Origin of the sequence: Tistrella sp. (assembly GCF_002684955.1) — a bacterium.
Lineage (GTDB): Bacteria > Pseudomonadota > Alphaproteobacteria > Tistrellales > Tistrellaceae > Tistrella > Tistrella mobilis.
Window position 1 is genome coordinate 55,551 of the sequence record NZ_NYWI01000073.1, and the last position, 18,435, is coordinate 73,985.

The 18,435-nt window shown below is 69.3% G+C and carries 16 protein-coding genes; 4 read left to right on the top strand and 12 right to left on the bottom strand.

Annotated elements, in window-relative coordinates:
- Positions 1 to 9: 9 nt before the first annotated feature.
- The 5 genes from CMO28_RS23650 to CMO28_RS23670 all read right to left on the bottom strand — a co-directional run bounded on the left by CMO28_RS23650 (position 10) and on the right by CMO28_RS23670 (position 6,287).
- On the bottom strand, positions 10 to 999 hold the full coding sequence (locus CMO28_RS23650) for a threo-3-hydroxy-L-aspartate ammonia-lyase (protein ID WP_296717934.1): 990 nt from the start codon (positions 997 to 999) through the stop codon (positions 10 to 12).
- Positions 1,000 to 1,003: 4 nt separating this feature from the next.
- Positions 1,004 to 2,563: a ribosome biogenesis GTPase Der gene (gene der / locus CMO28_RS23655; RefSeq protein ID WP_062765281.1), complete on the bottom strand. Its 1,560-nt coding sequence runs from the start codon at positions 2,561 to 2,563 to the stop codon at positions 1,004 to 1,006.
- A 174-nt stretch (positions 2,564 to 2,737) separates the two neighbouring features.
- Positions 2,738 to 4,114: a PQQ-binding-like beta-propeller repeat protein gene (locus CMO28_RS23660; protein ID WP_062765284.1), complete on the bottom strand. Its 1,377-nt coding sequence runs from the start codon at positions 4,112 to 4,114 to the stop codon at positions 2,738 to 2,740.
- Positions 4,111 to 4,836 (bottom strand): tetratricopeptide repeat protein, encoded by a 726-nt coding sequence (locus tag CMO28_RS23665; RefSeq protein WP_062765286.1) that lies wholly within the window; start codon positions 4,834 to 4,836, stop codon positions 4,111 to 4,113. Before CMO28_RS23665 ends, CMO28_RS23660 begins: the two co-directional genes overlap by 4 nt.
- 131 nt (positions 4,837 to 4,967) lie before the next feature.
- Positions 4,968 to 6,287, bottom strand: coding sequence for a patatin-like phospholipase family protein (locus CMO28_RS23670; RefSeq protein ID WP_296717939.1), 1,320 nt, complete (start codon positions 6,285 to 6,287; stop codon positions 4,968 to 4,970).
- A 66-nt stretch (positions 6,288 to 6,353) separates the two neighbouring features.
- Here CMO28_RS23670 and thpR point away from each other — a divergent pair, with 66 nt between their 5' ends.
- Positions 6,354 to 7,091, top strand: coding sequence for an RNA 2',3'-cyclic phosphodiesterase (gene thpR / locus CMO28_RS23675; protein ID WP_296717941.1), 738 nt, complete (start codon positions 6,354 to 6,356; stop codon positions 7,089 to 7,091).
- A gap of 126 nt (positions 7,092 to 7,217) precedes the next feature.
- Entirely contained in the window at positions 7,218 to 8,564 is a 1,347-nt protein-coding gene (locus CMO28_RS23680) for a hypothetical protein (protein ID WP_296717951.1), read from the top strand.
- A gap of 2 nt (positions 8,565 to 8,566) precedes the next feature.
- Here the strand turns inward: CMO28_RS23680 and CMO28_RS23685 are convergent, their stop codons facing one another.
- A complete protein-coding gene (locus CMO28_RS23685; protein WP_296717954.1) occupies positions 8,567 to 9,619 on the bottom strand; it encodes a zinc-binding dehydrogenase in 1,053 nt (350 codons plus the stop codon).
- A gap of 91 nt (positions 9,620 to 9,710) precedes the next feature.
- Positions 9,711 to 10,628: a helix-turn-helix transcriptional regulator gene (locus CMO28_RS23690; RefSeq protein WP_296717956.1), complete on the bottom strand. Its 918-nt coding sequence runs from the start codon at positions 10,626 to 10,628 to the stop codon at positions 9,711 to 9,713.
- Positions 10,629 to 10,845: 217 nt separating this feature from the next.
- Between CMO28_RS23690 and CMO28_RS23695 the strand changes: the two genes are divergently transcribed.
- Both CMO28_RS23695 and CMO28_RS23700 read left to right on the top strand, forming a co-directional pair.
- Positions 10,846 to 12,981 (top strand): TonB-dependent siderophore receptor, encoded by a 2,136-nt coding sequence (locus tag CMO28_RS23695; RefSeq protein WP_296717959.1) that lies wholly within the window; start codon positions 10,846 to 10,848, stop codon positions 12,979 to 12,981.
- Positions 12,982 to 13,013: 32 nt separating this feature from the next.
- Positions 13,014 to 13,307 (top strand): DUF2218 domain-containing protein, encoded by a 294-nt coding sequence (locus CMO28_RS23700; RefSeq protein ID WP_296717963.1) that lies wholly within the window; start codon positions 13,014 to 13,016, stop codon positions 13,305 to 13,307.
- Here CMO28_RS23700 and alkB read toward each other — a convergent pair whose 3' ends face one another.
- The 5 genes from alkB to CMO28_RS23725 form a co-directional block, all read right to left on the bottom strand.
- Positions 13,308 to 13,958, bottom strand: a complete 651-nt coding sequence (alkB, locus tag CMO28_RS23705) for a DNA oxidative demethylase AlkB (protein ID WP_296717969.1) — start codon at positions 13,956 to 13,958, stop codon at positions 13,308 to 13,310.
- Between the two features lie 17 nt (positions 13,959 to 13,975).
- Positions 13,976 to 14,689: a 2OG-Fe(II) oxygenase gene (locus CMO28_RS23710; RefSeq protein ID WP_296717976.1), complete on the bottom strand. Its 714-nt coding sequence runs from the start codon at positions 14,687 to 14,689 to the stop codon at positions 13,976 to 13,978.
- 91 nt (positions 14,690 to 14,780) lie between these two features.
- Complete coding sequence (pyk, locus tag CMO28_RS23715) at positions 14,781 to 16,202, bottom strand: pyruvate kinase (protein ID WP_296717977.1); 1,422 nt, start codon at positions 16,200 to 16,202, stop codon at positions 14,781 to 14,783.
- 2 nt (positions 16,203 to 16,204) lie between these two features.
- Complete coding sequence (locus CMO28_RS23720) at positions 16,205 to 17,179, bottom strand: TIGR03915 family putative DNA repair protein (RefSeq protein ID WP_296717980.1); 975 nt, start codon at positions 17,177 to 17,179, stop codon at positions 16,205 to 16,207.
- Positions 17,180 to 17,194: 15 nt separating this feature from the next.
- The gene (locus CMO28_RS23725; RefSeq protein WP_296717983.1) at positions 17,195 to 18,424 is read right to left on the bottom strand and encodes a putative DNA modification/repair radical SAM protein; all 1,230 of its coding nucleotides are present in this window, start codon (positions 18,422 to 18,424) and stop codon (positions 17,195 to 17,197) included.
- Positions 18,425 to 18,435: the final 11 nt, after the last annotated feature.

Genomic DNA, 18,435 nt, shown 5'->3' on the forward strand with positions numbered 1-18,435 from the left:
CGAAGCCGGTCAGCCCTGCCCGATCAGCTCGGCAAAGCGTCCGAGATCGACATTTCCGCCCGAGAGGATCACGCCGACGCGTTGTCCATGAATGTCGATGGCGCCGGAAAAGGCGCCCGCGGCGGCAAGGCAGCCGGTGGGTTCCACCACCAGCTTCATCCGCCCGGCAAAGAAGCGCATCGCCTCGACCAGGGCGGCGTCCTCGACCGTGATCACCTGATCGACCAGCGCCCGGATCACCGGGAAGGTCAGCCGGCCGGGGGCCGCGGTCTGGGCACCGTCGGCAATGGTCTGTGGCGTGGGGATCGAAACGATCTCTCCGGCTGCGAGGCTGCGGCGGACATCGTCTCCGGCGGCAGGCTCCACCCCGATCACCCGGCAGCCCGGCTGCAGGGCGGCTGCCGCAACCGCGGAGCCCGAAATCAGCCCGCCACCGCCCACACAGACGAACAGCAGGTCCAGCCCGCCTGCATCGGGCATCGCCATCACATCCTGCAACAGCTCCAGCGCAGCGGTTCCCTGCCCGGCCATGACATCGGCATGATCGAAGGGCGGGATCAGCACCAGGCCGCGCTCTTCGGCGATCTCACGGCCGATGGCCTCGCGATCCTGGGTGTAGCGGTCATAGGCCACCACTTCACCGCCATAGCCTTCCGTCGCCTGACGCTTGATCAGCGGCGCGTCCGAGGGCATGACGATGACCGTCTCCAGCCCGAGCAGACGCCCCGCCAGCGCCACCGCCTGGGCATGGTTGCCCGACGAAAAAGCGACGACACCCCGCGGGGGACGGGGCTGTGCCTTCAGTTTCGCCAGTGCATTATAGGCGCCGCGGAACTTGAAGGCCCCCATCCGCTGCAGGTTCTCTGGTTTGAAGAACAGGCGTGCGCCGGTCATCGCATCGGCGGTCGCAGAGGTCAGCACCGGCGTGCGGTGGGCAACTCCCTCCAGCCGCGCTGCCGCAGCCCGGACATCCTCGATACCGATGGCGAGACCGGTCATGCCGTCACCTCTTCTTCTTGCGGTCGGCGAAGGGGTTTTCGCTCGTCCGCAGCACCACGCGCACCGGCACGCCGGGCAGGTCGAAACTGTCGCGCAGGCCGTTCACCACATAGCGGACATAGCTGTCCGGCAACTCCTTCGGCTGGCTCACGAAGATCGCGAAGCCGGGCGGACGGGTCTTGATCTGGGTGATATAGCGCAACCGCAGGCGCCGGCCGTTGGCCATCGGCGGCGGGTAATTCTCGGTCATGCGTTCCAGCCAGCGGTTCAGCCGGCCGGTCGACACCCGGCGATTCCAGATCCGGTAGATGTCGAAACAGGCATCGATCAGCCGATCGGTGTTGTGACCGGCCAGCGCCGAGATCGTCACCACCGGCACGCCCTTGACCTGCGGCATCACATGGCTCATCCGCCGGCGCAGTTCGGTCATGAAGGCATCGGCGTCGGTGACGGTGTCCCATTTGTTGACCGCCAGCACCAGTGCGCGGCCCTCGTCGACGATCAGCCGGGCGATGGTCATGTCCTGCTTCTCGAGCCCGCGTTCTGCATCGATCATCAGCACCACGACATGGGCGAAGCGGATCGCGCGCAGGGTCTCGTCGACCGACATCTTCTCGATCCGGTCGTCGATCCGCGCCTTCCGGCGCATGCCGGCGGTATCGATCAGCCGGATGCGGCGGCCGGCATGCAGCCAGTCGACCGCAATGGCATCGCGTGTGATGCCGGCCTCGGGGCCGGTCAGGACCCGGTCCTCGCCCAGCAGATGGTTCATCAGGGTCGACTTGCCGGCATTCGGCCGGCCGACGATGGCAATCTGCAGCGCCTTCTGGCGGCCGATCTCGGCCATGGCCCGTTCTTCGGCCGCAGCCAGGGTCTCTTCGTCCGCATCCTCGTCGATATCGACATCGGAGCCGTCATCGTCGAAATCGTCGAGGCCCACCTCGCGGGGGCCGTGCTCGGCCAGTTCCTCCGCCTCGGCACCCTCGGCCCCGGCGCGGGCCGCCGCGCGGCGACGGGCGGCCGCAGCCTCGGCTTCGGCCGCGGCCGCATCTTCCAGCGCCTCGGCATGGGCTGCACCATGGGCCGACAGCACGTCATAAAGGTCCGACGTGTGGTCGCCATGCGCCGCAGACAGCGGCATCGGCTCTCCCAGCCCCAGGCCCCAGGCTTCGGCGAGGCCCATATCGCCCGCCCGGCCTTCGCATTTGTTCACCACCACGACGACCGGGGTCTCCACCCGGCGCAGCAGATCGGCAAAATGCTCGTCGGCCGGGGTGATACCGGCGCGGCCGTCGATCATGAACAGCACCAGATCTGCATCATCGATCGCCGTCCGGGTCTGGGCCTGCATGCGGGCGTTCAGATCCGACGGATCCTCGATCTCTTCGAGACCGGCCGTGTCGACGACATTGAAGCGCAGATTGCCGAGCCGCGCCTCGCCCATGCGGCGGTCGCGGGTGACACCCGGCGTGTCGTCGACGATGGCGATGCGCCGCCCGACCAGACGATTGAACAGGGTCGACTTGCCGACATTCGGCCGGCCGACCAGCGCCACGGTCAGCATGGACGCGGACCTCCGGAATGGACATGAGGTGGTCGCGAAGCCGCCCCGGTCGTCACGACCGCCGGCTCCACAGGATGAAGCTGCCAAGCGGACGCGACCCCGCAGGCCGTGTGCCTGCGGGGTCGGCGCCCTGCATCGGTTCATGCGCATCAATGACGATGCGCGGGCCCCACGTCAACGATAAGCGATCAGCGTCGCATCGTCGCGCAGCACATAGAGCTTGCCATCGGCAACGATGGGCGAAATGTTCACCGCCCCGCCGACATCGGTTTCGCTGGTCTTGCTGCCGTCGGTCGGGTTCAGCGCCATAAGGCTGCCGGCACTGGACGCCAAGTAAAGACGGCCGCCGGCCAGCACCGGACCGGTCCAGCGGATCGGATCCTCGCGATCCTCGGGATCCTCGAAGGCCGGCAGATCGACCACCCAGCGCACCCGGCCGTCACTGCGGCGCATCGCCACCAGGCGGGTCGAGTCCACCACCACATAGACAGTCGTGTCGGCCACCCAGGGGGTCTGGTTCACCTTGAACGGCTGCTCCCAGACCCGCAGGCCCGAGCGAACGTCGAAGGCCGCAATCCGGCCGCCGACGGTGCCCGCGAAGACCATGTCGCGATCGATCACCGGGTCCGACAGAATATCGGTCAGCGCGCTCAGCGACGATCCGGCCGCGGCGAAGCCCGCGAGCGTCTCCGCCCAGCCGACCCGGCCGCTGTCGCCGCGCAGCGCCACAAGATCGCCGCTCGAATAGGCCGCAACCACCAGATTGCCCAGAACGCCGGGGGCCGCCCCGCCCAGGATCATCTGGGTCGCCGGCACGCCGCCATGGCGCCACAGCTCGCGGCCGCTGTCGCCGGCAAGGGCGATCAGCTGGTTGTCGAAGCTCTGCGCGAAGACGCGGCCCTCGCCCGCCGCCGGCGGCGCACGGAACGGGGTGTGCATCGACGTCCGCCACAGCTCGACACCGTCGGCGGGGTTGAGCGCCACCACGTCACCAAAGCCGGTCGCGGCGTAGATCCGCCCGTCGGCGATCGCCAGACCGCCGCCATAGGCGCCCTCCAGCAGGTCGCTGTCGGGCGCAAGCTCCACCGACCAGACCCGGCGACCGGTCGAGGCATCGAGTGCCACGACATTCGAATCGGCGTCGAGCACAAAGATGCGGCCATCGGCCATCACCGGCTGGGCCATCAGGCGCTTGGCCCCGCCAGAGCCCACTCCGGCATCCCCGCGCCAGGCCTCGACCGGGGTTTCCGGGCCGGCCAGCGCATGCATTGCATGGTTGCCGTAGCCGCTGGTCTGCGGCCATTCGCCGTTCTGCCAGGCCGGCGGTACCGTGATCGCTTCGGATGCAACCGCCGGATCGATCCGGATGTCGGCCTTTTCCGGCATCACCGCGATCCGTTCGCCCGGCAGCGCCGGCTTGTCATCCGATCCCCACCAGCTGCCGCAACCCGACAGCAGCATCGCGGTCAACACCGCAACACCCGCTGCGCGCACCGGCCGCGACGGGCGACGGACGGCATCCACCTGCCGTCCGGGGCGAAGACTGGTCATTTCGCAGGCTCCTGATCTGCGTCGGTCGATGCGGCATCGGCGGGGGCAGCCTCGGCTGCGGCCTCGGAAGCGATGGGGGCTCCGAGCACGCGGGCGTAAGAGGCGGCACGGCCGCGGAGATCCTGCGGCGCATCGGCGTCGTCGGCCAGGCGCGCAAAGATCTCGCCCGCCCGCTGGGTATCGCCGGCCTTGAAGGCGGCAAGTGCCACCAGCTCTTCGGCGAGCGGCCGCCAGTTCTCCTCGCCGTCGATCAGGCCCGAAACCCGGGCGCGGATCTGATCGGGCGTTTCGGTGCGGATGGCCAGCGATGCCGCCTTGAGCGTCGCGGTCGCCTTGAGAGCGGGATCCAGATCGCCGCGGGCGGCCACGGCCTCGAACCCGGCCTGGGCGCCGTCGCGATCTCCGGCAGCGAGCCTGGCTTCGGCGGCGCGCATCAGGGCGAGACCGGCATAGCCGCTCTCGGCATCGGCCGCGAGCGCCTCGAACGCCGACGCGGCCTGATCCTGCTTGCCCGACGCGGCCAGCGCCTCGGCTGCGGCATAGGCGGAGGCCTGTTCGTTGCGGCGGTTTTCTTCCCAGGCGCGCCAGGCGACATCGGCGGCCACGCCCACCACCACCAGCACCGCGGCGCCGATGATCCAGGGTCCGAAGCGTTTCCACAGCTTCAGGGCCTTGTCGCGACGCAGATCCTCTTCGATCTCGCGGATGAACTGTTCCGACACGCCCCGGGAACCTCCTTCAGATGCCACACTTGTCCGGGCACACGGGCAGCGCCACGTCCGCCCGGTGGACGGCCGTTACCATAGTCGTTCGGCATCTTCATGGCAAATCCCCCGAAGCCGCGGGGTCAGCATCACCCCGGCAGGTCTCCGGGGGCCGGTGGCGCCTCGGGGACGAGATGCAGATCATGCAGCGCCGCCCGCGCCCGCACCACCGATGCCGCCCCTTCACGGATCGCCTGGGCCCCCTGATCGAACTCCATCCAGCGAATGTGGCCCACCCAGGGGGCAAGCACCAGATCCGGCGGGTCGCCGGCCATGCGGCTGCGTGCAATCCGATCCTGCATGATGCCGATCGAGTGCATCATGACCTCGCCGATGCCGATGCCGCCGACGCGTGCGGCAACCGCTGCCGCCCGACGCTCGGGATCGACGCTGCGCCCGGTGAGGCCCATCAGCCGGCCGCCGAGCCCCAGCAGACGGCGGGCCCCGCGGCGATCGGCGGTTCCTGCCGCGGCAGCCGTCTGGGCGCTGCGGGCAAGCCCATGGGCGTGGGGGGCAGGATGGCCGCGGCTGGCGGGGCCCGGTTCGGGATCGACCGGCCGGGGCACGGCGTCCGCCGCCTGGGGCGAGGCGACACCTGGTGCGGGTATCGCCGCCGCATCGATCCTGAGCCGCCGCCTGTAGCCTGCAAGATCGCCGTGGAGGGTCACCGCAATCACCGCCTCGGCCCCCAGATGCCGGCAGAGCGACACCGGCACCGGATTGACCAGGCCGCCATCGACCAGCAGCCGGCCCCCGGCCCGCACCGGGGCGAAGATGCCCGGGATGCTCATCGACGCCCGCAGCGCGTCGACCAGATCGCCGTCGGTCAGCCAGACCTCCTGGCCGCTGGCGAGATCGGTGGCGATGGCGCCGAACGCCACCGGAAGATCCTCGATCCGGGTCTCGCCGAAGGCCTCCCGCAGCATCGCGGTCAGCCGGTCGCCGCCGACCAGACCGCCGGACCCCATCCTGAAATCGCCGAGCCGCACGACCTTGAGCCGGGTGAGATCCCGGACCCAGGCCTCGAATTCCGCAAGCCGGCCGGCGGCATGGAAGGCACCCACCACCGCGCCGGCACTTGCGCCTGCGATGACCTGCGGCACCACCCCTTCGGCAGAGAGCGCGTTCAGCACCCCGATATGGGCCCAGCCGCGTGCAGACCCCGATCCCAGCGCCACGCCCAGCACCGGCGGCCGAGGCGCCGCGGCCGGCCCCTCTCCGCGGCGCGCGGCGGCATCGCCCCGTCGACGCCGCCGGCGATGCGGCCGCGCCGGATCGGGCGCCGGAACCGGATCGGGCGCCGGGGGCGCATCGGGGGCGCGGGCCGGGTCGCCGCTTCGCGGATGCTGCGTCGCGGCAGATGTTTCAATCCTGGTGTCGCTTCGGGTTGGCGCGGCGGGTCTCGTCATGTAATGCTCGTCCTTGATGTCAGGACCGGTCGCCCGGGCCGGCTGCGCGAGCGAAAGGAAATGCCCATGCACAGGCTGTTCGTCGCTCTTCCTCTCCCGACCGCGGTACGGGACCAGCTCGCCGGCCTGCGCGGCGGCCTTGTCGGCGCCAGATGGACGGCGCCCGCCAATCTCCACCTCACATTGCGCTTCATCGGCGAGGTTGAGGGACCGTCGGTTGCCGATGCCGTCGACGCGCTCGACATGATTGATGTCGTGCCGCTGACCCTGTCGCTCAAGGGGCTGGGTCTGTTCGGCCCCAGCCGGCGCCCAGGCACGCTCTGGGCCGGGGTCGAAGGCGGCGCCCCGCTTGCCGATCTGCAACGCCGGGTCGATGCCGCGATCGATGGCGCGGGCCTGCCGCGGGAGCGTCGCCGCTTCACGCCCCACGTTACGGTTGCAAGACTGAAGCAATCACCGGATGATCGGCTCGACCGCTATCTGGCGGCCCATGCCGGTTTCACCACCCCGGATTTCACCGTCGATACCATGCATCTTTACGAAAGCCGCCTCGGCCATGAGGGGCCGGTCTATACCAGTCTCGGCGCCTTCGGTGCCCTGCCCGCCCCGACTTATGGCGAGACATTCGACGAGGACGGTCTGGACGAAGAAACCGAACCGCCGGTCCTCGCAGCCGTCGACGGCGAGGTGCTGGCGACCTTCGACGACCGCGGCCGCGGCCGGACCAGTTGGGGCGGGCCGCCCTCGCCATGGCGGGATGCCGATATCTGGCCGAATGCGGGCCGGCGGAACCGCAGACGCTGACCCGTTGCAGAACGGTGACCGTCTTAACCAGTTGGATACCATCCCCCGGCTAGTCTTTGCCGAAGGCAGCCGTTTGGCTGGCCTTCGGCGAACCTGCTCCCGGATCGAGACGAGATGGCGCAAGCTGTGGCGAACGGACCCACCGGCACCGATGGACGCACGGCCGAGACGGCCGCAGGCGGTGGCGTTGACGCACGGCGACTGATGCGCCAGCACCTGGCGGATCTGGACCGGCGGCTGGCCGAAAAGTCACGGCAGGGACGCATGCAGATTCTGGCCTGGAATGCTTATGGCACCCGGCTGGAGCTGTTGATGGTCTCCACCACCCACATGCACGAGGCGGTCGCCCGCGACCCCTTCCTGCTGGTCGGTCCGCGCAAGTTCAGCTATGGGCGCATGCGCCGGGCCCTGCAGCTTCTGGGGCTCCGGCCGATCGCGATCGAACTGCCGTTCACGCCGGGCACGGATCTGCCGGACGCAGCGGTCGAAGCCGCCGTCCGGCGCTATGGCTGCACCGAAATCCAGTACCGCGGCATCGCCGGTTTCGAAATCCGCGGCCTGTCGAAGCTCGATCCCATGCAGGCGGCACAGGCTGCCGCCGCCCTTTGGGGCCGTGTGGTCCGGGCCCGGCAGCTGCTGACGCGATCGGGCCTGGAGATCGATCTCGCCAGCCTGCAGAGCGGCGACACCCTGCTGCTGTGGAGCCGACAGCAGGGCCACAAGCCGGACATCACCCTCTTCGCCCTGATGATGCTGGTGCTGGCCGATGCCACGCTGGAACGGATGGCCGAAGCCGAGGCGAAGGTGGAGGCCGACAGGTCGGAGAAGACGGAGAAACCCGCAGACGCCCCGCGTGCCGAGCGCGATCCGGGCGCGGAGGATGGTGAGCCGGAACAGCTGGGCAGCGGACTTGCCGCCGCCTTCCATGTCGGCAGCCAGCTGGAGGTCTTCCCGCCCGAGAACGACCGCCCCGGCACGCAGCCGGTGGTCATGGGCGAAGCGGTGCGCCAGCTGCGCCAGATGCTGGCGGTCGCGACCGACGACCAGCTGCTGATCGGCGATTTCCAGGCGCCGCTGGTCGAAGGGCCGGTGCGTCAGGGCAAGATCTACCGCATGGTCGACACGCCCCGCTTCATCACCCATGCGCAAAGCCTGCTCGACCGGATCGAGGGCGAACGCATGGGCGGGGCCGCGCTCAACCGCCTGGTGACCTACCTCACCGGCGACCGGCTGATCGAAGGCGTCTTCACCATCAAGCGCTACGAGATCGACCGGCCGGACGGACGGCCCTGCGGCTTCTTCAACGCCAAATGCACCCTGCACCGGCTGAATGCCGCCCCGGTCTTTCTGGGCCTGCAGAACGAACGTATCCGCCGTGCCCCGGGCCGCACCACCACCTATGACAGCCCCCAGCCTCAGCCACAGATGCTGTGGCCCGACGACCCGATGCCCGAGACGGATGCGCCGGCCTGAGGTCAGTCGGGAATCAGCACCAGAGAACCGGTAACGCTGCGCGCCTCCAGCCGCGCATGGGCATCGCCCGCGCGTGACAGCGGCAGGACCCCGGCGACGGTGGGCGACAGCAGCCCCTCGACCAGGGCGGTGAACAGCGCAGACGTCGCCTCGCGCAGACGTTCGCGGTCGGCGATATAGGCAAAGACCCCGGGCCGGTCGAGCCCAAGTGCCCGCATCGGCCCCAGCACGCCGACATCCACCGGCGGAATCGGCCCTGCCACCTGGCCGAAGCTGACGATCCGGCCGAAGGGGCGCACCAGCGCCGCCAGCTTCGCGAAATCCGGCCCGCCCAGCCCGTCGAAGACGATATGCACACCGGCCCCGCCGGTCAGCTCGGCGGCGGCCCGGCCGGCATCGGCCAGGGCGGCGGCCCCTGTCCCCACCACCACGCGTTCGGCACCGGCTTCCTGCACCGCTTCGGCCTTGCCACGGCTGGCCACACTTGCGATCACCCGCGCGCCCATGGCGGCGGCCCAGCGCACCAGGATGAGCCCGACTCCGCCGCCGGCGCCACGCACCAGCACGACGCGCCCGTCCAGCCTGAGACCAAGGCCGTAGATCATCATATGCACGGCAATGCCGGGAAAGAGCGCCGCGGCCCCCACCTCCCAGGGGATCATATGGGGGAAGCGCACCACCCGCCCCACCGGCAGCACCCGATGGGTCGCATAGGCGCCGAGCGGCGGCCCGGCATGGGCGATGCGATCGCCGGGTGCGAAACGATCCACACCCGGCCCGATCGCCAGCACCTCGCCCACCGAGGCAAGGCCCGGTATGTCCACCCCGCCGCCTTCGAGCGGCAGGGTACCGTCGCGGTAATAGAGATCCAGATGATTGACGCCGATCGCCCGCGTCGCCATCAGCACCTCTCCCGGTCCCGGCCGCTTCAGCGGCACGGTCGCCGGCGCCAGCACATCGGGGCCGCCCGGATGGGTGACATGCATCACCGTCGCCCGATCGGGCAGATGTGTGGCCGGGCTGCCGGGGGAAAGCGGGGTCGGCGGGGTCGTCATCGGATGCGCACCTTCAGGGACGGGCGTCTGTCACGGAACCGCCCCATAGCACGCCCGCCACGCGCCCGCGTCAAGCCCGCGTCGCGGCGCGTTACGCCTGCCGGGCAAGCCGCCCCGGCGTCACCCCGAAACGGCGACGGAAGGCCGTGGTGAAGTTGGCGACATCGCCATAGCCGGCATGGAAGGCGGCTTCGGCAATGCTGCACCGGCCGGCGGCGATATCAGCATGGGCATGGTCCAGCCGGCGGCCGCGCAGCCAGCCGGCGATCGAAGTGCCATAGGCGGCGCGGAACAGGCGCTGCATGGTGCTGACGCTCACGCCGCAGTCTGCCGCAATCTCGGCGAGGGTCGGGGCGCTGCCGTCGCGTTCTGACGCGATCGACAGCATCTCCAGCCGCTCGCGCAGCCGGCCTGCGCGTTGCAGATCGGCCGGTTTCAGCCCGCATTCTTCCGCTGTGGCATCTTCGCCGGCGACGGCGGCCAGAATGCCGGCCGCCGTCTCGATCGTATGGGCCTCGGCAACCAGTCGCGCCACCGGTGCCGTCATCGGCTCGGGCGCGATCAGGGCGGCCGCCAGCGCCGCAAGCCGGGCCGATGGTCGCCACGACACCGCGGCCAGATGCCGGCCGCAGAACCGTCCGACCGCCGTCCCGGGCTCGACACCCGCGGCCTCCAGCCAGGGCCGTTCCAGGCGAAGGGTCACCTTGCGGACATGGGCGCCGGTATGGAACTGGCGGCGCAGCAGATCCGGCTCGGCCAGGGCCACGGCAAAGGCCGCCGGGGCATCGGGGGTGGCGACGCAGATCTGGCGACGGCCGCCGAAACTCGCCTCGACCAGCCCGTCGAGCACGATCACCGCGGTGAGCGAGGGCACGATCAGCCGGTCATGGACGCGGTCATCCCGCTCGATACCGTCGGTCGTGTGCACCATCAACCCCGGCCGCGGATGGGCGACGGTCAGGCCGCCGCCGGCCAAAGCTGCGGGCTCCACCCCCTCCCCCGGCGACATGGCATCGTCTCCTTCAGATACGCGATTGCGACTTATTCTCATATATACCGGCCGCTCGTGCAAGCCCCTGCGCGGGGCCCTTCCCCCTGACACGGCCGCACAAGATTTCGGCGCGGCTGCACAAGCCATGACCGTGGCGCATACCGGCGCAAGATCGTAATTGAAACTCATTCGCAATTGGGGCAAAGCAAGCCCTTCCGCCGGAGACCTGTGACCCATGCGCCAGCCCTGCCCGTTCCTCGTTTTGCCCCTGCTCGCCACCGTCGCCACGGGGGCATTGATGGTCAGTCAGGCCCGCGCCGAGGATGCGCAGAGCCTGCCGTCGCTGGAGGTGGAGGACGAGCGGAGCTTCCCGTCGGATCCCGGCCGGACCGAGGGCAGCACCAGCTATGGCTCCGATCGTGTCGCCGTGGGCGGCAAGCAGGTGCGCGACATTCGCGAAGTGCCCCGTTCGATCAGCGTCGCGACCCGCGCGCGGATGGACGACCAGAACATGACCCAGCTTGAAGACGTCGCCCGGCGCACGCCCGGCTTTCTGGCACTGACCAACGATCCCGGCCGGTCGAGCATCTTCGTGCGTGGCTACGAAATCGACAACGCCCTGGTCGACGGCCTGCCGGCACCGATCTCCAGCATCTACGGCACCCAGCCCGACCTTGCGATCTTCGATCGCGTCGAGCTGCTGCGCGGCCCGTCGGTGTTGTTCGGCGGCACGGGAGAACCCGGCGGCATCGTCAATCTGGTCCGCAAGCGGCCCACCGAGAGCTTTCAGGCCCGGGGCACGCTGGAGGCGGGGTCGTGGAACAATTACCGCGGGGTCGCCGACGTCTCCGGCCCGCTTTCCGCCGACGGCTCGATCCGTGGCCGGGTGGTCGGCGCCTATCAGGACCGGGAGAGCTTCACCGACGTGACCGAAAACCAGGTCGGTGTCGGCTATGCCGCGATCGATGCCGATCTGGACGAGGATACCCTGCTCTCGCTCGGCGCCTGGCGGCAGGAACGCGAGGCGACCCCGTTCAGCGGCCTGCCGGTCTCGACCACCGGCCAGTCGCTGGGCCTCAGCCGCTCGACCTTCGTGGGCGCCGACTGGAACCGGTTCGAGAACAGCTCCAACGAAGCTTCGGCCAGCCTCACCCATCGCTTCGGTGACGACAGCCGGCTGCAGTTCGGCGGCCGGGTGGCCGATCGCAGTGTCGATCTGAAATATGCCTATGGTTCCACCGCAGTGGATCCGGCCATCGGCACCACCGACCTCATCGCCATTCAGCGCCACTATGAAGAGCGCGCCTATGCGCTGGATGCCAATTATCTGAAGCCGATCGAAGCCTTCGGGCAGCGTCATGAACTGCTGATCGGCGCCGACTGGCGGCGTTACGTCCAGTCCCTGGACGCCGGTTCCGCGCGTGGCCTGGGCACCGTGAATGTCTACAACCCGTCCCCGGACATCGCCGAGCCCGATATCGCCATCAGCCAGCGCACCCGGACCGAACCCGAACAGTTCGGCATCTATGGCCAGGCCACCATCCGCCCCGTCGAGGACTGGACCGTGCTTCTGGGCGGCCGTCTGGCCTGGGCCGAGACCCGGGTGACCAACCGCAACACCGGATCGGTGTCGAGCGTCAAAGACAGCGCAGAGTTCATCCCCGATGTCGGCATCGTCTACGACGTGACGCCCGACATCGCGCTTTACGCCAACTATTCCGGCATCTTTCAGCAGCAGACCGGCACCAATGCCGCCCTGGAGGCGCTCGCCCCCCGCACCGGCGAGCAGTACGAACTGGGCGTGAAGGCCAGGCTCGGCGACAGCGGGCTGATCGGTACGTTCGACGTCTTCCGGATGCGCGACAAGGATCGGGCGGTCGCGGTGACCGGCACCACCTATTATGCCGAGGGCGCAGAGGTCGAATCCCGCGGTGTCGAGGCCGAGATCGCCGGCACCATCCTGCCGGGCTGGGAGGCGGAGGCGGGCTACGCCTATACCTGTACCGAATACCTCAAGAACGCCACCACCGCATCCGGCGGTACCTACAGCACCTATACGCCCAAGCATGTGGTCTCGGCCTTCACCCGCTACACCTTCCAGGACGGGCCGATGGCGGGCGTGCATCTGGGCGGCGGCGTGCGCTGGCTCAGCTCGTTCTACAATGTCGCCGGCAATCTCAAGATCGAAGAAGACGGCTATGTCGTGACCGATCTCCAGGCCGGCTGGGGCTTCGCACCCGGCTATGACGTCACGCTCTCGGTCAACAACGTCTTCGACGAAGTCTATTACGACCGGGTCGGCGGTGCGGGGTTGTTCAACTATTACGGCGCGCCACGCAACGTGCTGCTGTCGCTCAAGGCCAGCTTCTGAACGACCAGGAACGCCCCCAAGGAGGCCGTCTCATGCCCCGTTCCGAAGCCCGCGTGGCCACCCGGCTCGGCCAGCGCTACATGACCCTGCTCTGCCGGCATTTCCGCCACAAGGTGCCGGCAGAGGTCACCGGCGACACCGCCCGGGCCGATTTCCCCTGGGGGGCGGTCGCCCGGATGGCCGCGACCCCGGACCATCTGCAGGTGACCTGCACGGCCGGCAACCCCGCCGACCTTGCCCGCACCCAGGACGTGATCGCCATCCACCTCGCCCGCTTCGCGTTCCGCGACAGGCCCGAGATCATCTGGCAGCCGCTGCCCGATTGATCAGCACCCGCCTGCGGCGCAGCGGAAGGTGATGTTGATCCGCCGCCGCCCGGTCGCCGGGTGGGATCCGTCGCGCAGCTCTTTCACCCCGTGATGGGCAAGCCGCCAGGCGCCGCCCCAGACCACGACATCGCCATGGACCAGGTCGATATTGGTGACCGGGTCCCTGCGCGACGGCCCGCCGAACTGGAACACCGCCGGCAGGCCGAGTGAGACCGAGACGATCGGCTGGGTGAGATCGCCCTCGTCACGATCCTGATGCATGCCCAGCCGTGCGCCAGGGGTGTAGAGATTGATCAGACAGGCATCGGGCCGGAAGCCGGGGAAACCGGCCGCCGTTGCGGCCCGATCGGCAAGGTCCCCGAAGAGCGCCGGCATCTCCGGCCAGGGGCGGCCACTCTCGGGGTCGATCGGATCGTAGCGATAGCCGCGCCGGTCCGACACCCAGCCGAGCCGGCCGCAATTGGTCATGGCCACCGACATGCGGCGACCACCCGGCGTTATCAGATGCCGGAAAGGCGCCGCGGCGGCGACAACCTCCACCGCCCGCAGCAGGTCGGCCGCGACCGGCAGCGCGAAACCATCGAGCAGATGCGCACCGGGCGCGCTCCGCCGCGGCAGATCGTCGAAGAGCAGGCCGTTGGCGGGCATGAGGCCGTTCCTCTCCGTCAGGCGGCGTCATGGAAGATGATGCCGAGCGTCCGCCGCCGGCCGCTCCGCACCCGTGCCACCCCGTGGCGCATGGTGACGCGATAGTCGCCGCGCGATCCCCTGACCGGCCGCTGATTGACCGCAAAGATCACCGCATCCCCTTGCCCCAGCGGCACGACATCGGGCCGCGACTGCATGCGCGGGCGCTGCTCAGTCAGCACGAATTCGCCCCCGGTAAAGTCACGGCCGGGCGCCGAAAGCAGCACCGCGATCTGCAGCGGGAAGACATGCGCGCCATAGAGATCCTGGTGCAGGCAGTTATAGTCCCCGGGGCCGTAGTCGAGCAGCAGCGGGGTCGGCCGCCTCTGGCCGGCAGCGTGGCAGCGGGCGATGAAGTCGCGATGCGCGTCGGGGAACCGGACATCCAGGCCCATCCGCTGATGCCAGCCATGAGCGATCGGCACCAGATACGGCCAGGCCACCTCCCTGATGGCCGAGACCAGTTCGGGCAGCGGATGCGCGAAGTACTTGTAGCGGCCCTGCCCGAAGCCATGCCGGGCCATGATCACTTCCGACCGGAAACCCTCCTCCCGCTCGTAGAGCCCCGCAAGCGCCGCGCAGCTCCGTTCATCGAGCAGACCTGGCAGCACTGCCCGGCCGCCTGCATCCAGATCGCCGGCGACGGCGCTCCAGTCGGTGGTGTTCAGCCGGGCGATCGGGTCATGCTGCATAGGGGGCCTCTCGGTCGGATCAGGTGGGAAAGATGGAACCGGATCATGCGGTTCCGCCCCGTCTCCCGCACCTCGCGGCCGGACGGCAAAGTCAGTTTCCGTCGGCGCGGACCACCCGGATGTTGTTGGTCGACCCCGCCTGCCCGAAGGGGATGCCGGCCACCACCACCACCGGATCGGCGGGCCCGGCCAGTTCCTGCTCCATCACCGTGCGGGTCGCCTTCTCCACCATCTCCTCATAGGAATGGATTTCTTCCGAGAGCACGCTGTGCGCCCCCCAGAGCAGGCAAAGCCGCCGCGAGACAGGCAGGTTCGGGGTCGTCGCCAGGATCTGCGCGGCGGGGCGACGGCGAGCGATGCGGGCTGCGGTCGTGCCGCTGGAGGTGAAGGCCACCAGCGCCGGAGCACCGAGTGCCACGGCGAGGTCGGCGGCGGCAGCGGCCACCGCATGCGGCGCGCTGGTTTCCTCACGCGGGCCCGAGGCATCGACGATGCTGCGGTAGAATTTGTGCTGCTCGGTACGGCGGATGATCCGGTCCATCATCTCCACCGCTTCCACCGGATACTGACCGGCGGCCGATTCGGCCGAGAGCATCACCGCATCCGCCCCGTCATAGATCGCCGTCGCGACGTCGGAGGCTTCGGCGCGTGTCGGCGTCGGGGCCGCGACCATCGAATCGAGCATCTGCGTCGCCACGATCACCGGCTTGGCGGCAAAGCGGCAGGCACGCACCAGTTCTTTCTGCCGGCCGGGCACGTCCTCGGGCGGAATCTCCACGCCCAGATCGCCCCGGGCGACCATCACCGCATCTGCGAGTGCGACGATCTCGTCGACATGGTCCAGCGCCGAGGGCTTTTCGACCTTGGCGACGAGCCCTGCCCGATCGCCGATCAGCCCGCGCGCTTCCAGCAGATCACCCGGCCGCTGCACGAAAGAGAGCGCCACCCAGTCCACCCCCAGCTCCAGCCCGAAGGCCAGATCCGCACGGTCCTTGGGGGTCAGCGGCGACATGTCGAGCACCGTGCCGGGCACGTTCACGCCCTTGCGGTTGGAGATGACGCCGCCGATCTCCACCTCGGCATCGATATGGTCGTCGCCGAGGCCGGTAACCCGCAGCCGGACCCGGCCGTCATCGATCAGCAGATGATGGCCGGGCAGCACCGCCGCAAAGATCTCGGGATGCGGCAAGGGGATCGCCTCCGGTCCGCCCTCGCTGCCGTTCAGCACGAAGCGCAGCGCCTGACCGGGCGTGACCTCGATCCGGCCGTCACGGATGGTGCCGACCCGGATCTTGGGGCCCTGAAGATCCTGCAGAATGCCGATCGGCCGGTGATGCTTGTCTTCCAGCGCCCGGATGGCGGCATGGACCCGGGCATGGTCGTCATGGCTGCCATGGCTGAAATTCAGCCGGAAGGTATCCACCCCGGCGCGAAACAGCGCCTCGAGCATGGCCGGGTCCGCACTCGCGGGTCCGACGGTTGCGACGATCTTGGCGCGACGCTTGCGGCGCATGATCACGAACGGCCCCTGGGGCCGCCTCCCTCGTCATGACTGGGGCCGCCGGGGGCGACCATGGGATCGGCAAGCATGGGCTGCGCCGGTCCCGGTTGCAAGTCTCCCGGTGACAAGTCTCCCGGTGAGGGGCCGTCGCGTGCGCCCGTCTTCACCCGCCGTGCCGCCAGACGGTGATGAAAGGCCGGCGCCGGGCGCCCGGCCGTTTCGGCCATGCCCCGCACCCGCGCTTCCGCCCCGGCGATCAGATCTGGGATCAGGGCGGCTTCGGGCAGGTTCGCCCAGTACTTCACCGGCATTTCCGCGCGCATCGCCCTGGGTTTCAACCGGGCCGGATTGAAGATGCCGGCGTAATAGGTCAGCCACAGCGCCTCGGTCTCGTCGGCCAGATCCGGGGGCGTGGCGGGTTCGGCCGAGACCGTCAAAGTGGTGCCGTCGAACGCGGCACTGCCACGCGGCGTCAGGATCATCCAGTCCATATCGGCAAAGCGGCCCCGGAAGAAGGGGGCGGTGCGGGCAACGACGTAGTGATCGGGCTCGAACCAGGCGACGAAGCGCCGCCGGCCGGTCGGGCCCGGCGGCCCCGCCTCGCGGAAGCGCACGAAAGCGGTCATCTTATGGGCATCGCGCCGCACCGCCTTCTCCAGTCGGACGGCTGCGACGACATCCGGATCGGTGCGCAGCCCAAGCAGCCGCCGGTCCTGCATCAGACGCCAGAGCAGACGGTAGAGCAGTCCGAACCGGACCGGATCGGCATGGCAGATCACCGACCGGGCAAGGCTGAGAAACCCCGCCGGCACACCCGGCGCCACGGCGCCGGGGGCCGGATCGGGAAGGGGCGGCGGCGGATCGAACAATTGCCCGCCGTCCGCCGGTTCCCAGGCCACCCGTTCGGGCGGCACCCCGGCCATCAGCAGGGCGCGCGCCGCCCGCCGCCATTCCTCGAAATCTCCCCGTCCGGTCAACGCGACCCGCATGCGGCTCCTCCCGGTTCAGAACAGCGCCAGCTGTGCCGGCGGCGCCACCAATGCCCGCAGATCCTCGCGATCGATCAGCCTGAGCGGCGTCCAGCCCCGGGCGGTGATGAATGGCTTCACCTTGGGCAGCGACACACGCAACCGCCCCAGATCGTCGAGCCCGAGCCGGCGATGCCGCCGGGCGGAAAGAATCGCCCCCACCGTCTTCACGCCGAAGCCCGGCACCCGGAGCAGCATCTCCCGCGGGGCCCGGTTGACGTCAACCGGGAACAGCCGGCGATTGGCCAGCGCCCAGGCGAGTTTGGGATCGATCTCCAGATCCAGCATGCCGTCCGGCCGACCGGCGGTGATCTCGCCTGGCGCGAAGCCATAGAAGCGGAACAGCCAGTCCGCCTGATAAAGCCGATGCTCCCGTTCCAGCGGCGGGCGAACCGGCGGCAACCGGCGCGAGGCTTCGGGGATCGGGCTGAAGGCCGAGTAGTAGACCCGCCGCAGCCCATAGGCATCGTAGAGCCCGCCGGCCGTGCCCAGGATCTCGGCGTCGCTGGTCTCACAGGCGCCGACGATCATCTGGGTCGACTGGCCGGCGGGGGCGAAGCGCCGGCGCTTGCGGGTGCGCAGCGTCGGCTCGGCCCCCTCTTCGATCCGGGACCGGATGTTGCCCATGGCCTGGCGGATCTCCCGCGGCCGCTTCTCGGGCGCCAGCTCGGCCAGGCCGCGCTCGGTCGGCAGTTCGACATTGATCGACAGCCGGTCGGCGAACAGCCCGGCCTCGGCGATCAGCTCCGGCGCGGCATCGGGGATGGTCTTCAGATGGATATAGCCACGAAAGCCGTGGGCAAACCTCAGCTCGCGCGCCACCCGCACCAGCTCGGCCATCGTGTGATCGGGGGAGCGGATGATGCCCGAGGACAGGAACAGCCCTTCGATGTAGTTGCGTCGATAGAATTCGAGCGTCAGCCAGACCACCTCCTCCGGCGTGAACCGCGCCCGGGCGACATTGCTGGACGAGCGGTTGATGCAATAGGCGCAGTCGTAGATGCAGAAATTGGTCAGCAGGATCTTGAGCAGAGAGATGCAGCGCCCGTCCGGCGCATAGGCGTGGCAGATGCCCATGCCGGTGGTGGAGCCGAGCCCGCCGGTCGCCGCGGAATCGCGCCGATCGCCGCCACTCGATGCGCAGGAGGCATCGTATTTGGCGGCGTCGGACAGAATGGCCAGGCGGTCTTTCAGCGACATCTTCATGGATGTTCACT

Coding starts and splice junctions, on each gene's coding strand:
- CMO28_RS23650 (WP_296717934.1), bottom strand. CDS start 999: ATGACCGGTCTCGCCATCGGTATCGAGGATGTCCGGGCTGCGGCAGCG.
- der (WP_062765281.1), bottom strand. CDS start 2,563: ATGCTGACCGTGGCGCTGGTCGGCCGGCCGAATGTCGGCAAGTCGACC.
- CMO28_RS23660 (WP_062765284.1), bottom strand. CDS start 4,114: ATGACCAGTCTTCGCCCCGGACGGCAGGTGGATGCCGTCCGTCGCCCG.
- CMO28_RS23670 (WP_296717939.1), bottom strand. CDS start 6,287: ATGACGAGACCCGCCGCGCCAACCCGAAGCGACACCAGGATTGAAACA.
- thpR (WP_296717941.1), top strand. CDS start 6,354: ATGCACAGGCTGTTCGTCGCTCTTCCTCTCCCGACCGCGGTACGGGAC.
- CMO28_RS23685 (WP_296717954.1), bottom strand. CDS start 9,619: ATGACGACCCCGCCGACCCCGCTTTCCCCCGGCAGCCCGGCCACACAT.
- CMO28_RS23690 (WP_296717956.1), bottom strand. CDS start 10,628: ATGTCGCCGGGGGAGGGGGTGGAGCCCGCAGCTTTGGCCGGCGGCGGC.
- CMO28_RS23695 (WP_296717959.1), top strand. CDS start 10,846: ATGCGCCAGCCCTGCCCGTTCCTCGTTTTGCCCCTGCTCGCCACCGTC.
- CMO28_RS23700 (WP_296717963.1), top strand. CDS start 13,014: ATGCCCCGTTCCGAAGCCCGCGTGGCCACCCGGCTCGGCCAGCGCTAC.
- alkB (WP_296717969.1), bottom strand. CDS start 13,958: ATGCCCGCCAACGGCCTGCTCTTCGACGATCTGCCGCGGCGGAGCGCG.
- CMO28_RS23710 (WP_296717976.1), bottom strand. CDS start 14,689: ATGCAGCATGACCCGATCGCCCGGCTGAACACCACCGACTGGAGCGCC.
- pyk (WP_296717977.1), bottom strand. CDS start 16,202: ATGCGCCGCAAGCGTCGCGCCAAGATCGTCGCAACCGTCGGACCCGCG.
- CMO28_RS23720 (WP_296717980.1), bottom strand. CDS start 17,179: ATGCGGGTCGCGTTGACCGGACGGGGAGATTTCGAGGAATGGCGGCGG.
- CMO28_RS23725 (WP_296717983.1), bottom strand. CDS start 18,424: ATGAAGATGTCGCTGAAAGACCGCCTGGCCATTCTGTCCGACGCCGCC.